The 15,691-nt window shown below is 51.9% G+C and carries 10 protein-coding genes; 4 read left to right on the forward strand and 6 right to left on the reverse strand.

Annotated features, from left to right (window positions below):
• Positions 1 to 225: 225 nt before the first annotated feature.
• The 6 genes from HU722_RS00800 to HU722_RS00825 all read right to left on the reverse strand — a co-directional run bounded on the left by HU722_RS00800 (position 226) and on the right by HU722_RS00825 (position 7,340).
• Positions 226 to 1,944, reverse strand: coding sequence for a UvrD-helicase domain-containing protein (locus tag HU722_RS00800; protein WP_186753143.1), 1,719 nt, complete (start codon positions 1,942 to 1,944; stop codon positions 226 to 228).
• Positions 1,941 to 3,836, reverse strand: a complete 1,896-nt coding sequence (locus tag HU722_RS00805; RefSeq protein ID WP_186753142.1) for an ATP-dependent nuclease — start codon at positions 3,834 to 3,836, stop codon at positions 1,941 to 1,943. The genes HU722_RS00800 and HU722_RS00805 overlap by 4 nt, the downstream gene beginning before the upstream one ends.
• Positions 3,837 to 4,018: 182 nt before the next feature.
• The gene (locus HU722_RS00810) at positions 4,019 to 4,747 is read right to left on the reverse strand and encodes a hypothetical protein (RefSeq protein ID WP_186753141.1); all 729 of its coding nucleotides are present in this window, start codon (positions 4,745 to 4,747) and stop codon (positions 4,019 to 4,021) included.
• 110 nt (positions 4,748 to 4,857) lie between these two features.
• Positions 4,858 to 5,409, reverse strand: a complete 552-nt coding sequence (locus HU722_RS00815) for a hypothetical protein (protein WP_186753140.1) — start codon at positions 5,407 to 5,409, stop codon at positions 4,858 to 4,860.
• 1,218 nt (positions 5,410 to 6,627) lie between these two features.
• Entirely contained in the window at positions 6,628 to 7,113 is a 486-nt protein-coding gene (locus HU722_RS00820) for a hypothetical protein (RefSeq protein WP_186753139.1), read from the reverse strand.
• Between the two features lie 20 nt (positions 7,114 to 7,133).
• Positions 7,134 to 7,340 (reverse strand): hypothetical protein, encoded by a 207-nt coding sequence (locus HU722_RS00825; RefSeq protein WP_186753138.1) that lies wholly within the window; start codon positions 7,338 to 7,340, stop codon positions 7,134 to 7,136.
• A gap of 855 nt (positions 7,341 to 8,195) precedes the next feature.
• Here HU722_RS00825 and HU722_RS00830 point away from each other — a divergent pair.
• The 4 genes from HU722_RS00830 (at position 8,196) to HU722_RS00845 (ending at position 15,670) form a co-directional block, all read left to right on the forward strand.
• A complete protein-coding gene (locus HU722_RS00830; protein ID WP_186753137.1) occupies positions 8,196 to 9,509 on the forward strand; it encodes a PDDEXK-like family protein in 1,314 nt (437 codons plus the stop codon).
• 168 nt (positions 9,510 to 9,677) lie between these two features.
• The gene (locus HU722_RS00835) at positions 9,678 to 10,298 is read left to right on the forward strand and encodes a hypothetical protein (RefSeq protein WP_225930663.1); all 621 of its coding nucleotides are present in this window, start codon (positions 9,678 to 9,680) and stop codon (positions 10,296 to 10,298) included.
• A gap of 536 nt (positions 10,299 to 10,834) precedes the next feature.
• Entirely contained in the window at positions 10,835 to 12,130 is a 1,296-nt protein-coding gene (locus HU722_RS00840; protein ID WP_225930664.1) for a DNA cytosine methyltransferase, read from the forward strand.
• Positions 12,131 to 12,607: 477 nt separating this feature from the next.
• Positions 12,608 to 15,670, forward strand: a complete 3,063-nt coding sequence (locus tag HU722_RS00845; protein ID WP_186753136.1) for a hypothetical protein — start codon at positions 12,608 to 12,610, stop codon at positions 15,668 to 15,670.
• Positions 15,671 to 15,691: the final 21 nt, after the last annotated feature.

Genomic DNA, 15,691 nt, shown 5'->3' on the forward strand with positions numbered 1-15,691 from the left:
TGATATGACATTTGGCACAACCTACGGTGTGGTCAATCAAGTGCCGGATGTCATTGGCCACATGTGTTTCCTGCATCCGAATGACATGACCGCCGATATGCAGTCTCACCCGCAGCTGATTGGGTGGGATACCTGGAGCGGATCGATGCTACGCACACCTTGCTGATGCCGTCTTGAGCCTCAATCACGCCGTAAGAGCCTGCTGATCATTGAAAGACGCTGGCCCTACCTGCGGGCAGGAAGCTCATCGAAACCAGCGGCAATCAGATTTGGGCGCAGTGCTTTCAGGCAGGTATGAGGCACGGCCAACCAGAACAGGTTACGAGCTCTGGTCACAGCGACATAGCCGATGCGACCTTCCTCGGTAAGGGTGCCGGCAAGCAAGGCTTCAACGTTCGGCTTTTTGGTCACATATAGAACCGCACCGATAGACTCGCCCTTCACTTGGTGGATGGTTTCCACTCTAATCCCAGGGCCCCGATATTTCTCCTCTACTGCACCAGTTAGGGGAAGATCCAACAACCCTGTTTTAGCCAGCTTGTTGCCCAGCTTGTCTGCAGCCTTCAACCCAAATTGCCCTTCGGTGGTCGAGAGAAGCTTTTTGAGATTAGTCAGTAATTGGGGATGCCACTCGGTTTTAGCCAAAAGCGTAGATGAAGGTAGCCCGGCCTCAGCGTCGCGGATGAAACCCCACAGCAGTCGTCTAAGCCCAAACATCCATGCATCCTGCGGGGCACCCTGAAGGTGAGTGCTGAGGCCATGCGGTGGCTTATCCATCAAACCCTCCACCGCTTGGCACACAAGCTTGAAGCAATCTTGATAGCGGCCTTGCTGGTCTCGGACCAATGCTGCTTTGGTGAAAAGAGCGACCGTACCTTGACCTGGTGGAGCAGCTTTTCCGGATAGCACTGCCGCCCGGTCAGTCCCCCGGCTGAGGATCACCGCATCTTGATATTGCATGCCCAAGTCATCAATTTGCGCTTTGAACGATTCAAAAAGCTTAGGAAGCTCGGAGTCCTTGTATCCGACGAAGTACGCCCCCCCGTTTTCAGGCTCCCGATCGGCCTCATCCTCTCGGCCACAGAGTGAATTAGCGATGCTGATGATTGGAGGCAGTGAACGATAATTGCGCGAGAGCTTGTAGTCATTCACCCCCGCACGGTTGTAATAGGTGCTCAGGAATGAACCGTCAGCTCCTGCGAAGCCGTAAATGCCCTGGTTTACGTCACCGATGAGCGAGACTTGAACTCCAGCCTTGATGAGCAATTCCAAAATAGCCTGATGCAAGGTGCCCAGATCCTGGGACTCATCGACCAAAATCTGCGGGTAGCGGGCGGCAAGCGCTCGCAAGACTGCTGGTTGCCCGATCAACGTACGGTACACCCAATACCGGCCAAGCTCGTGCGTGTAGGCCCCAATGCGGCCCAGACGCCTGATCGCATCTAATGCCTTAGCGGTATCGAGCTTCACCAAATCATCGAGGGTGCCGGTAAAGAAGTAGAAGTTCCCATGCTCCAGCCCCACTTTGACGTCCTTGATGTGGGTCGGACGTCCTTCCTCAGGCCAGTATTTAAAGTTTGCTAGGAACGGCTCGGTACCGGATACAAGGTACGCAACCTGGTCTGAGGACATTGTTCGATAAGCGTGGGGACGCAGCACATGCTGGGTGAAGAAACCGTCGAGCGTGTCCACCTCTACGCGCTTGCGGTTAGCGTCGTCTGGAAGATCTGAAGCGAGCTGGGCATAGCCTTTGTTGAAGGTATTGACCGCAACATTAGAGAAAGACAAAAGGACAACCCGACCCCGACTATTTTCCATTTTTTGCCGGACGGCAATCAGACGCCTGATCGCTGTTGCCGTCTTGCCGCTACCTGCGCAGGCCGTGACTGCGATAGGTCCTAGAGGCGCGTTGATTATGTCCTTCTGCTCATCGGAGAGCTTCATGGTTTGATCGCTCCCTGGCAGACATGCTCAATCGCTTTGCGGAGATAGTCAGGTACTTCGCACTTTGGCGTGCTAGCAATCTGTTCAGCCAAAGCCTGGGCAAACCGCCCCTTTTGCAGATTACCGCTACTCGCTTTACGCTCGAACATGCCACAAAACAGCGCCTTTGCCTTCGCGGTGTTGTCTGGCTGAGCATCGACGATCGTGCGTAGCGCTGCCGAAATGATCGGATGAGGGTCAGCCAAGGCCTTGAGCATCGAGTCGCGGTTCGCCTCAAGCAATGCAAGGTCGTATTCCAGCGTTTTCAAACCGTGGAACACCTTGACGAAAGCGTCTTCCGATTTCTTCATCTTGACGGTGTTGCTCGATAGCCTCACTTCGTCTCCCAGCGACGGGTAGACTTCTTTCCGTTTTAGCTTCTTCTTTTTCTTGGCACGCTCAGCTAACGGATCATCCGCGTAAGGACCATCGGCGACAGGGGCACCCGTTTCTTCGAGATACGCAGCCTCGGCAAGAATGTCTTCGATGTCACCTGCATCCAGCGCACCTTCCGCAAGCTCGTTGGCCTCTTCCTCCTCGAAAGGATCGGCGTCTGTTACGACGGCAACCGGGATCCGAAGTCCGTTTTCACCGAACAAGGGTAGGAAAGAATCGAAATTGAGTCCTTCGACACTGATCAGGCTGACCCCGTACTCTCGCAGGTCCAGCCCCATGAGCGTGGCCAGAGCATCGACGAGCATAAGCTCGGCGGCGCCTTCCACGAATATTACCCGGCGAGCAAAAAAAAGTTCGGCTCGGGTCACGTCCAGATAGCGCTCCAGCTTTTCGCGTTTGCCCTTACCGAACTTGATGTCGCGCGGGAAGAAGGTCTCTACGCCGGCATCGTTCTCAACCAAACACACCAGGGATTCGAGCTTAGAGTTGCTGGCAAAATTGGGGGAGTGGCTGGTGACGAACAGCTGCACCGCCTTTTCACCTTCGCTCGTTGGCACGCCTGCGAGGTAGCGCAACAACACGCGCTGCAACTGAGGATGCAAATGGGCTTCCGGCTCTTCAACAATCAAACTGCGATACGCGGCGTCCGGATTCTTGGCCAGCTCGCTTAGCACTACCGCCATGAAAATCAGGTTGTTGAAACCCAGGCCATTCTGCTCAATTTCCATTGCTTGAGCCGTGAGGGAAAGCCGAGCAGATAACCGCTGAAAGTCCGTCGCGCTAAGCCCAACAGAGAGTGTCTGTGCCAATTGATCGCCCATCATCAGGCCGTGTCGGGACGAAATCGCGGTATGGGTGTGCTGGATCGCTTCGGTCTGTTGGAGCTTTTCGTCCAGTTCCTTCAATGCTTGGTTAATCGCGTCACGGCCTGGTTCATCCGTGAGCATGTGAAGCAGGCGTGCCAGCTGGCTGTTGCGGCTGGGTCGAAGTCCCTGAGCGGCATCCCGCAGGGGTTGGAGATAAACGCCCCTGAGGTTTTCCATCATGTCTGAGGTAAGGGCCACGTCCTGATGATCGCCACACCAACGTTTTACCCTGAAGCGTCCTGTCTGATCTGCATCGGTATAGCGGACATGGATATGGGCTTCCATGGTTTTATCAGCTGCAGGCTTGAGCGCAGCGATAAAGTCTGCTTCATCATCGTGGCTTAAATCACGAAAGACAAAATGGAAGGAAATGTCGCCAGCCGGCTCGCCTTCAAGCGGACGGTGCCGGTCGGCGATATCAAGGCGGGGATACGGTTCGTCATGACCTGCGAGAAGGGTCCGAAGCGCATCCACTACAGCGCTTTTGCCAACATTGTTTGGACCTACCAGCACATTCAACCCAGGCTGAAATTTCAGCTTGGCGTCACGTAGCTTGCGGAAATTCTTAATAGTCAGCTCAGCGAGATACATGAAAATCTCCATCCGTGTTGTGCGTATAAAAGCCTATATGAGCTGATGTGTGTTGGCGCTGACGCCGGGTTGACCCAGTGGCCGATGCCACACTGACCCAACACCAATCGGCAAAAATCCAGCACTGGTAATGTCCCCCGAGTTAGGAGCCTAGGTCTACGTTAGACCCGTATGCCTTCACGTCAAAAAACAATGCCATCTTCTAGGTCCAGGAATGAAGAATGGTCGGGCTCGACATAACCCTCTGGCGCGGTGAAATATGATCCGCTTCCGCTTCGATAGACCTTTAAGTTTTTCCGTTTTGCATGTGCTTGAGCGTCCTCCCTAGAGCTGTGGTACAGCGGTAAGTCTGCGAAGGCTTCCTCACGCATTTCTGCGTAGTACTCATCCTCTTGCGCTTGGCGTAACTGCACCTCAGGAGCTTGGGACGACTGGGTGCCGGCATTGATCGTTTGTACAGTTCTCAGCACCTCCTGGTAGGCGAAAGCGTGCTCGAAGATCATTCCGAACAACTCCGCATCGGTTCGCTGTGGTTGATTCGCCGGCCCGGAATTGACCTGGCACCAATGGGCCAGATTCTTCGTAAAAAAACCAGTCGCAAAAGGGTGGTATTCGATGATCAATCGGTTTGCCTCAGCCAGCGCGTCCTCCTGAAACTCGACGGTGTGGCCTGTCATCGCCTGTATTCCTTTGAAGATGCCGAGCACGTGATTGACTAGGTCCAGGTCTACCAAACCCTGTGCGTACAGCGCCTGCACCGCAATGCGTCTGGCATACGCGTAGGCCATTTGAGAAAGAAGGGGGTGAGATTGAGCAGTTTTGATCCAGTCGCCCAAGTCATTGTTGATGTCGGCAAAAATGTAGCCGGTGCTGAAATTGCGAGGAACGGTGTCCTTGAGACTTTGCTGCATACAGGTCCTTTGCGCGGTCGTTGTAGGTACCGGCCGTCCCGGTGCCTCTTCTTATTTAGCCAAACGTTCGACGGCTGGGCTGGGTGCAGCTGAATGACTTTTTCTAGGACTCAGGGGTGTTCTTTAGACCTGATAAAAGCGTCCAAATTTGGCATAACATTCGCGTCGAGGTGATCCTGCATTCGCTGGCTCAGATGGTGCTCATTGGGAATATCAATGCCCTGTTGGCTCGCCCATCCCCGCAAAATGCCCAGGAATACCATGCTGACGATGTGACCATCCTCCATGTACTGGAGCAGGAAGGCCTTTAGCCTCCCTCGCCCTTCATCGGAATGCAGGTCAAAACCGCCCGGCACATCATGTAGCCGATGCGCAATGATGTTGCGATGCTGGAGGAAGCGCTCCAACTTGTCGTCGAAGGTGGGATGCAGATCAGCCCGCTCCCTCAGCGCTTTGAGCAGTCGCCCCAAAGTGGCTTTTGAGTGTCGCTCAAACAGGAGCTGAAGCTGTTCCACAGTTTGAAGTGGCTCGCCGTGTAAAGGAAAAGTAAGGCAACTGCTCAACAGGTGCTCAACACCCTGCCCGGCGATCATCGCAAGACCCAGTGTCTTCAACACATCGTCCTGTATAGGCTTGTAGCCTAATTGCGCTTCATCTTTCATAATCCGAGATCACCTTAGGGATCCGCAATGGTTTAAATGACCTGCGATGTTCAGGCCGGCCCCACGTTTGAGGGCAGGGCTTTGGTGCACTTGATGCGATTTTGCCTAACTGCGTGAAAGCTTTTTGGTAATGAAGTAACCAGTCGTTTTTTCCGATGTCTTGTGATGGCAGCATGGACACTCGATGTCTGCGTTATCTGGCTTATATGGCTGCCCACCGCCTATCTCGACAACCTCAAATTTCTCGCTACATTTCTCACATTTATCGGTTCGCATACCTCTCCTACTCTTCACCAAGCCAAGTCCGTCTCTCTACCTGGCAAGCCTCGCGCTTTAAGCTTGGATACCTTTTCTTCGATCCAGCGCATAAGTGCCGCTTGGCCTTGCGGGCATTAGCCGTAGCCTTCTTCCAAAGCAGCAGCAATTCCTTGAAGCTGATAGCTATTCATAGCTCTTTCCTTAAACAGTTTGCTGGCCGCCAAGAACAGCGTTCAGTTTGCCCGCCAGGGCTTCACCAGCCTCTCAGTAAGGGTGCTTAGGACCGGCAAACCGGTGGCCGCACTCACATCCGTAGTTACGCTCGGTTCCTTCGAGTGGCTTAGCCAAGGCTCCGCACTTGTTACATGGCAGGAAATGGTTCCGATAGCGCTGGTTGGCTTCCTCCTTATTGGCATCTTCCTCGGTAATCCTCTGGTAGATCCCCATGCCAATTTCGGCGGCGCCCTTGAGTACACTCCATAGCATGATGACAGTCCTCTATCTGCTCAGTTGGTACACTTCTACTAGATCGGCCCGCACATTGGCGGGCCTTAGGTCTTGAATGCAGAAATCCACATCAGTTGCTCTGCTGCTCCGAACTCAAAATGGTGCAGGTCCTTGAGCATCCCTTGATGCTTTGAGGGGTAAAGCCACATATGGAACCGTAAAGTGGAATGCAGTCCGACCTGTTCTTGAAGGACAAAACAGCGTTTGTAGGCACACAAGAGGCCATATCCCTAATGAAAGTACGCCACTCATTTCTATGTCTAGCGACATCGGGCCCGTTCAGGAGTGACCCTATTCATTGCAATTGAGAATATGGCTTAAGAGGGGCGGGTAATCTGCTAGCCCAATGTCAATCTCTCGCGAATTTTTTCGCCATTTTAACACGCTCAAATTGATGTCAATGCACGAGGGGGCATTGTCAGCTTTCAACAGCTTCTTCATCGCTTTTCCCCCTCAAAGAGCGGCGCTGACTTTGGCAGCACATTCACTGACGCGATCAGCAATAGATTCGAGGGCCGCGTAAGCATTCTCGGGTGTGCCATAGGATGACGCCATCAGCTCAAAAGCAGGTCCGTTGAGACCTGCGTTGGTCAACCGGTCAAAGCGGTATTCGTTATTGCGAACTGTCATGGCGAAGGCGACGTAGTTGCTGAACTGGAGGGAAGCGTAGGCCTTTCCACTCGACTTAACTACTCCATCGATTTGTACCGGGGTTACTGTTAATCCATCGACTTCAGCCTGCATACATGCAAGGACACGAGAGACATCGGCTTTAGGACGCTTAAACGTGATGGACTTTACGACAGGGTATCCATCCTTTCCCGTACCGGTGATAACACCCTGTTTAGACGCTAGCTCCTGCGAAACAGTTTTTGTACCGCAGCCAGCAGCTATAGCCGTACAGATTAACGCTCCGATAGTTACCAGCTTCCAATTCATAGAATTTGTCCCTTTTTCCCTTAGCTGATGATGTTCCTGATGATCCGTGCAAGGCCAAGGCCCGAATAGCCCTCCGAGTATCCGTGAGACACATCAACCTCATGCTGCTCCAATGCTTTCAGGACACGGTTCTTCACCATCTTTGAGCCACGCGATTGCCCGGCCTCATAGGCGAGGAAAGCCGCAAAACAGGCCAGTACAAAGCACATAGCGTAAGTGCCAAACATTTTTGCTCCATTCCAATATCGCCCCGGCTGGAGGGGCTGTGGTGTTGCGGGACTTTTGTTCGCACATGCGGCCAGAGCGATGTGCAAGCGCTCCATCCACTCTCGTTGATCAGCGCTAGGCTCATCCACGTTAGCGGCCGCGTCCAGCACATCCAGCAACTCGGTGGCAACCTCGACAATCGCAACCGTCCGACGGCGTATCGCCTCATCCAGTTGTTCGGCGTCTTGGCAGTCTTCACGCAGATTGGCAGCGAGTTGCTCTGGTGTATCGCAGTACCCGCAGGCTTAGGGGATACCTACCGAATGCTCATCACCCTCGATTCTGTAAACGAACAGCAGTCATCTTCGCCCTTTGCTGCTCCCTGACCACAGCCTGCTGATCTATTCGCGTCTGGATTTGGGTATAGAGCTGAGCCCGCTCGTTGTCGCGGTCGGCCACCGTAACCACCAGCGAATATTGTTCCTTTTCTGCAGCCGAGGGATTCCAGTCACGATCCTGCCTGACTACGACCACAAACCACTTCTCGCCGGGTTTCCCTTGTTTGAACGTCCAGCGAGAAGACTGAACCGTGCCATGGTTTCTCATTTGGGCGGGAATGTCGCGATTTGTGTCCCTGGCTGTTGGCGCCGGCGCCGAATTAAACCAGTTGCGGAGATATTACTGACCCGGGCAGACTCCTCGAGAACCACTACTTTTACTGGATTTGTGTTGACTTGAGGGTGGGTTAATCCCAAGTCAGCACGTGGGTCAATTCAGCGTTGGCGTTAAAAGCCTGGGCTATGGAACGGATCTACTGGTTTTTGAATTGCCCCCCAGAAATTTGTGATTAGCATTTTACCAACATGGAGGTGAACGTGGAACCGGCGGAATTTTATGCATTCTTGAGGGACCCCAAGCTATTGGAGCTGATGGAGCTCAACAAAACCGTCGACGACGTTTTTGAGGTGACGACACTTCTGGAGAACCAGAACTCTGAAGTGCTTGCTTGGTGCATGAACCCCCATGAAGGCCATTCCCAAGGCGACTGGGTTATCAAGGACTTTCTGGAAGCGGCCCACGCCGCCAGCGATGGATGCACGTATGACAACCGTAAGTTTTTTGCGAAGTGGACGCCGGGGAAAATTCGCACCGGCAGCTTCGGTGCGGCATTCGTCACCCGCGAGTTCAGTATCAAAGTAGACGAAGGCACCGCCAATGGTAGGCTGGATCTGTTTCTGGTCGACCCGGCGAACAAGATTCTGGTCGCGATTGAAAACAAGGTGAAGGCATCGCTGACAGTGCAGCAGCTCGAAAAATATGTACGTGCTGTCAAGGGTCAAATCAGCAATCGTAGAGTGTTTGCGGACTACGACTTGGCTTTCATCGTGCTCGATCAGGACCTTGAGAGCTACAAGGAAAGGCAATTGCTGGAGTTGGGCAAGCGCTGGGCGCTTCTCGACTATCGATGGCTGGAAGCCTCCGCTAGCAGGGCGCGATTCCAACTGAGTCGGGGTAACAACTCCGCGCAGTTGCTGATTGCCTATTGCCAAAGCGTGACCCGATGGCAAAGCCCGACCAACGAAAAAATCTCGGACCTTGCAGCGGATCTGGTCCTGACTCATCAGACTGTGGTTAATGCAATGCGCTCGTCGAAAGGTAAGCCGCTGAATCAGTGGATACCCGCCACCGTCCAGGGGCATCTGGGCGAGTTGACCCTGTTCGTCGTCCAGCATCGCCAAGTATGCGACAAGCTACTGAGCGTAAGGGGCGTGGCCAGCCTAACGCCCCTGTTGCTCAAGGCCATCCCGACGCTCTCAACCGAGCTGGTTGATCAAGGTGTTCAATGGATCTCAATAACACCACCGGAAACGACGGGGCTAATGCGCGATGAAGGCTGGCCGGTCTACGTCACTATCTACCGGGTGGCCAAGGTGTCTAAGCCATCGGCACCCAAATATAACGTAAGGCTGGTCTGGGATAAAAACGAATTCGATGTGGACAAGGTCAGTGAGAACGCTCTACGGCTTCACTTGAGCAAAAGCTTCCCCGGGTTGGAGAAGTTTGCTTCATCGCAAATGCGCCGGATCCTGTTGGCTGAGCATGTAACGCCCATACAGGCGATCAACTCTGCCGCAAAAATCATGAAACTTCTATCTGCCCAGATATCCAATTGTCCCGGGCTGGATTAAACCGATAAGGAGGCAAATCGGGTCGAGCCCAGCTTTGCACGTCTACCCATCAAATGGATTCAAAGTGGTGGCGTCGCGGCCTTCGATAGTCGTGTAGGAAATGAGGCACGCTGCGCACTGCAGCAAAACACCAGCATCGGAGCACTGAGGCTTTTCGTAAGCTTGTGCATGCTTGCGGATTACTACACTGGGCAGGTGAAGACTACTTATCCAAAGCTGATTGCTTTGTCCGGTTTATCGAGGCCGATTGTTGCTCGATCACTCAAGCGACTCGTGGATGAAGGGATGCTCGATAAATATGACAAGCCCGTGCGTGAGGGGACCATATTGCAGATGGCCGGATGGGAGGATGGCTTCCATGGAAAGCCTCCCAAATCCAAACTCTACGACGGAAGCAGGACACAATTGCTCATGTTGCACCAATTTGAATTTAGTGCGTTGAGCCTATACGCGCTAAAGGTATTTTTCGTGCTTTGTGCATTCAGGAATAGAAACAATTTCAACATCGCAACCATTAACTATTCCACCATTTCGCGCCTGTCGGGTGTACCGATGTACCAGATTCCAAGCTCATTGAATCGTCTGTATCACTTGGAGCTAATCTCCTACAAACAGGCTGACTACTACGAGCCAGGAAACACTGATCAAGATCGGACCAATCGCTACCTGATTCGAGGCCTTGGTGACAAGTCGCCCGCATTCAATCCTGAGAAGTCGACAGCTAAGTCAGGCAAGGCAAGCAAGGCGAAAATCGCGGCTGCCAATGAATTCGTCGCCATCAAACCCTGAATTCGTAGATGTAAATCGCCCGCATCATCAGGTGTTCGGTCATTCGTTCGTTGTCAGTCTTGAAACGTGACACTGTTTATCGGCTACTTGGCCATTGAGGGAAGTGCTGAGTAGCGTGGATGAATCCACTCAGGGATTTTGGTCATAGTGGTGAGGAGGCGCTCGGTAAGCGTACGGCCAACTCATCTTGACGTAAGCGTCCGGCTAGGACTTGGTACTCCAGGAGAGACAGAGCTGTCGGCGCCGAGGCCGATGTGACCCGGTTGCCGAGATTTCACTGCCCCAGCCTGACTTTTCGTAAATCATTGTCTGTGCTGGATTTTTGCAGGTTTGGAGATGGGGCAATCTTGCGTCGGCAACTGGATCAATCCAGGGGCAGCGCCAACAGCTACGCGCCCTGTCGATAACCGCATGCACAAGCTAACCATGCATCCTCCAGAACATTCAAACCTCCTAAAAATCATAGCCGCTCAAGCACTACTAAAGCAGTCCTGGAACTTAATATGGGGCTGTGCGACAATTCATTGGCACACTAAGTGGCCGAAGGCCATCACTTGACTATGCTAAATGCGATGACAACCCCGAAAAAGCTACGATTTTGCGACGTGTTTGCCGGATGTGGAGGCCTCTCATTGGGCCTCCTTGAGGCTGGACACGAAGGTGTCTTTGCCATAGAGAAGAGCTCTCTAGCTTTTGAAACGCTTCGCTTCAACTTGATCGAAGGAACTAAGTACCAGTTCGCTTGGCCAAAATGGCTTCCAAAGCAGGCCATGACCTGCGAAGACTTACTCTCAGGCTTTTCTGAAAACGTTGCGGCGCTCCGAGGCCAGATTGATCTCATCGTTGGTGGTCCTCCATGCCAAGGATTTTCAACGGCGGGAAAACGCGACCCCACTGACCCTCGCAACAAAATGACAGAGCAGTACCTTGCTCTTGTTGGTTTATTGCAACCTCAATACTTAGTTATTGAGAACGTTGCTGGATTCAACATGCGCTTCGAGACCAAGGGAGGAGTTGCCGAAGATATTGCGAATGCCGGCCAGGCCTCATACGCGAAATACATTGCAGAGAAATTAGATGCTCTCGGATATGACGTCGACTCAGGACTCGTCAATTGCGCAGATTTTGGTGTCCCCCAAACCCGCCATCGCTACTTTATGCTCTGCGAGCGAAAAGGGAATTCTTCTCAACGATCTAACCTGCTGAAAATGGTACAGGAAAGCCGGCGCGATTTTCTAACCGCCAAAGAATTACCCATCACTCGCCATGTAACAACACGAGAAGCAATTTCTGACCTTGAAACACATGGGAAAATTCTTGTTTCCAATGAAGACTCTGGAATGTCGAGATTTCTTGAAGCAGAATATACCCCTCACCCAAACCCCAATGCGTTCCAAAAACTTATGAGGCTAAGCTGCGAGAATCGTGCACCGAATAGCCGAAGACTTGCGAGACACAAGGCCGAAACCAGAGAATATTTTAAGCATATTCAGGAAATCTGTCGCCCAGGGTATTGCTTATCACAGGAGGAGCGAGAACAAGTAGGAACTAAAAAGCACGCAACAACAGTTCTCGATCAAGGTAGACCAGCCCCAACAATTACGACCTTGCCTGATGATATCCTCCATTACAGTGAACCAAGAATTCTTACCGTACGTGAAAATGCTCGGCTTCAATCATTCCCAGATTGGTTCGAATTTCAGGGAAAGTATACGACCGGTGGAAAGCAAAGAAAGCAAGAATGCCCCCGCTACACTCAGGTTGGTAACGCCGTCCCACCATTAGTCGGCGAGGCTATTGGTCGGATGTTAGCCGTCCATAAGCTTTACTAAATCGCAGAGCTCCTTACCGGTACCATTTGAAAATACCGGCCTTCGGGTCGGTGTTACAAAAGCCCGCTACACAACACCTCCCATATCCGCCCGGGAACTGCTCTGTCACCTAAAGAGCTCTTGCTGCACTGCCTGCACAGTATGCATATAGCCTAATCTAAGGGTATGATAGCCATGTGCTGCATACCCTATACAAGCGTCCGCCACACCCAGCAGCCTACATCACTAAACATCTCAAGGGAGCTCCCGATCTTAAGACAGTCTGCTTGTGACTGGCCGGCTGCCCGGACAGGCCAGCTGCTTCCGGACTTCGCAAAACTAACTCTGACAAGAAGCCAAAAGAGTGCTTTAACTATACCCAAACAGGGAGGCTGCTCGGACGTACCAGGCACAAACGACTAAATGCATCGCACCTGACTATACGGAGCTACCTTTCAACGGTTCGCTATCTTGCCGCATGAGTGAGAAATCATACGTATGAACGCTAGTGAGGACGGCCTTCTCGAACCCCAGACTGAGATACCCAGCCAATTTGGCCATGTACAGGAGCTGCCAGATTCCAAGAGCAAGCCACTCGACGATAGATTCAGCGAATGGAATCTTCGCTTGCTACATAGCTTCTTCTCCGAGGCATCCAAGGGTGAGGAGGTGTTCCTTAGGGTGGACAAGGAGTTTCTCGACCAAATTGGTCAAGATATCGGTGGTGACGCTGGATTTTTGGACGCAGTTCGTATTGGCCATATCTGGGCCAACCCAGACGGTAGCCTCGCTCAACGCATACGTGATCTGGTTGAACAACGAAAAGGAGATGCTAATAACCGCAACTACATGGACCCTGGCGCTTTGGATCCTACCTACCTAGGCCTGCATGCCCCTGCATACCTTCCCTACCTTGCCGCTCTGATCAGGAACGATGCGGAGAACCCGAACTCGTATTATGGGGGGCTACAAGCAGATCTTAAACTGCACCATACTTTCGGCCCCAATGAAATGGATCGCGTTGAATCGGCTTGGGCCGATTTGCAGAAGTGGACGGAAAGAAATGCTGGGCGGTTCGGCTCCTTTAAACTGAGGAGATTGGGTGGCTATCACCGGATCGGCGTGCCAAGATCCCAAAGCATTTTAAAGCCCCAAGATATAGAAAGCCTTGCACAAGCGTTTGTACAGGCACAAATTAGACCTGGCCAAGAATTGTCCAAAGCATCCTTATCGCGGATATTGGACGAGGCGCGTGCGACGAAACGGATTTTCACTGCCGGATTTCAAAAGGCACTCGATATTCCTGATTTCGAACAGCCTATCCTTGCTGCAATCAGCACTGCATATTCCGATTGGGATGGAACATTAACGGATAAAAATAGTAGTTCACATTATTCATCCACTGATTTAAAAGATTTAAAAGGAGTTGGCATTTCTTTAGTGGTGGTGCAGGATGCCCCCCTGGAGATTTCCCCTCGCTGGCGTCTGCCTGCTTTACAAGATACTGGTAAGTTTGTGCTGTCCCACAATGAATTGAAGTGGAAGGGATGCTTTTCCGGCACGGAAGGGACAAACTGCACGTCATCTGCCAAGCAAGATGCGGAGTTCTGGAGAATCGCTGAACAAGCATCTGAAAACACCCTGCAGTTTAATGTCCAGTACCTTGGTATCGAAGAGTCAGAACCTACAACACTCCAACTTCTGTTAAGGCGACATCTGCTCTGGGTTCTGGTTCCGGCGTTTGATTCTGTGACTGGAAACTTAGAGTTGAGAGAGGGTGATCTTCCTGGGAGTGGACAGGCCTTTCTATTGGCCCCGCCCCACAGTTTTGCATCTCTCAAGAGCTACCTCGAACGTGTCAAACCTGATCACAAACTGATATCGGCGGCAGGAATTCCTGATAACTGGTTGTTTGTTAATTTAGTGGCGTGTGACAGTCTTACGCTTGAGCAACGTCTTCTCCCTGATGGGGAGGAATGTGCCCATCCAAAGCCTCGTAGTATCCGTTTTGTTGGTGGAAGGTCGATTCGACGCGGCTACAGTCGCATGTATCTGCCCTACGATCTACCCATGATTGAGTTAGACGCTCCTGAGGACACGCGCATAACATGCTCTCAAGACATCATTATCCATGAGACGTTCTTACCCACTTATGCGAACACGGGCGAGCAAGCCCAATTGATACCGTTAAGACGATTCGAGATTAGGCTGCCTAGTGCAAGAAGTGCATCGTATGTGCTCCACGCAACTACCAAAAATGGTACCCAACTCGGCCAGGCAAAGTTGAGAGTTGCCGGTCTGGGAGGAGACTTTGTTGATATAGGGCGTCCATTTAGTCTGGACAATCTTGGAATACCGATGACATCAGACGAAGGTTTGTCTGGTGTTTTCCTGCCAGTTATTGAGCAATCAGCCTTCAAGGTCGTTGGTTTTGATTTAAAGCCCGTAGAACTTGGGGCCATCGTTAAACACGACGCTGTCATTATCGATGTTCGGAAAAAATTCCTCGACTCACTCGCCCAGTCAGGTAGTTTTGATTACGGCGTAGCAAGAAATCAATTACAACGACTTATCCGTACTTCTGATGCATTCGGTGATCCCGCATTAATCCTGCTGGACCTTTGTCGGCGCGGTCACCTCGAAATTTCCAGAACGCATAAGGGGCATATAGCTCGAATACATTCGGTTAAGCCCACTTTTTACTCGCTACCTTCCACATCTCACGGCCCTCAAATTTGGGGGGTTGCGGGAACCTTACGTATCTCTCATTGGGAGAATATCGCAAGAGCAGAAAAGGCGTGGACTACGCACAGCTTGATCACCAATGCGGTTGAATTCGAGTCATGGCGATTGCTCATCATTAATGAATTTGAAGCTAAAAAAACATTAGATCAAATAGGTTTCCAGCTTACACAAACACCTTGCATTTCAATTGCGAATTGGGCTGGCAGTTTGAAGGAATTCACAAACGTAACGCTTCACAACACAATGGAGTCTATTGGAAGCGCTCGAGGTAGCGCCATGCGATTCCACGCAGGCCAGGGGCGATTTACAGCCAACCCCTGCGGCAATACAAGCGAGCTTTGGAAGGTGCAAGATCTTGACACAGGAATGGACAACCTGTACGTGCTCGCGGACCAAGGAAGGTACGCCTTCGTCCGCGACTCACGTTGGGGTGTTTGGCTGGCGCTTGACGCATTTGCAAAGTGGGTGAGCATTAGAACAGGCCTTGAGGACCTTCACCCAATACCTATCACGTATGAGCGAAATAATGGGACCGTTTGGCTCCCAGCCAGAATTGGCTTACCAAGTGTTCTTGAACGTGCCCTTGTTCTATGTGCTGGCTATGCCCCAGAGGTTCTTACGCTTCAAAAACAAGAGACGAATGGCTCAGGTAATAGGATCTCACTTTCCTACACAGTAGATGGACCAACAGTCTTTTTCGCCAATCGGTTTTACAACGATATGGCAGAAGGCAAGTGGCTTGCATACCGACATGTCCCTGAGGTGGTTGCTAATCTTATTGCCACCAAACTTGGGGCGGTTCTAGATATTTTCTGATTCGCAGCACACTAATTGAAG

This window comes from Pseudomonas tritici (assembly GCF_014268275.3).
GTDB classification, from domain to species: Bacteria; Pseudomonadota; Gammaproteobacteria; order Pseudomonadales; family Pseudomonadaceae; genus Aquipseudomonas; species Aquipseudomonas tritici.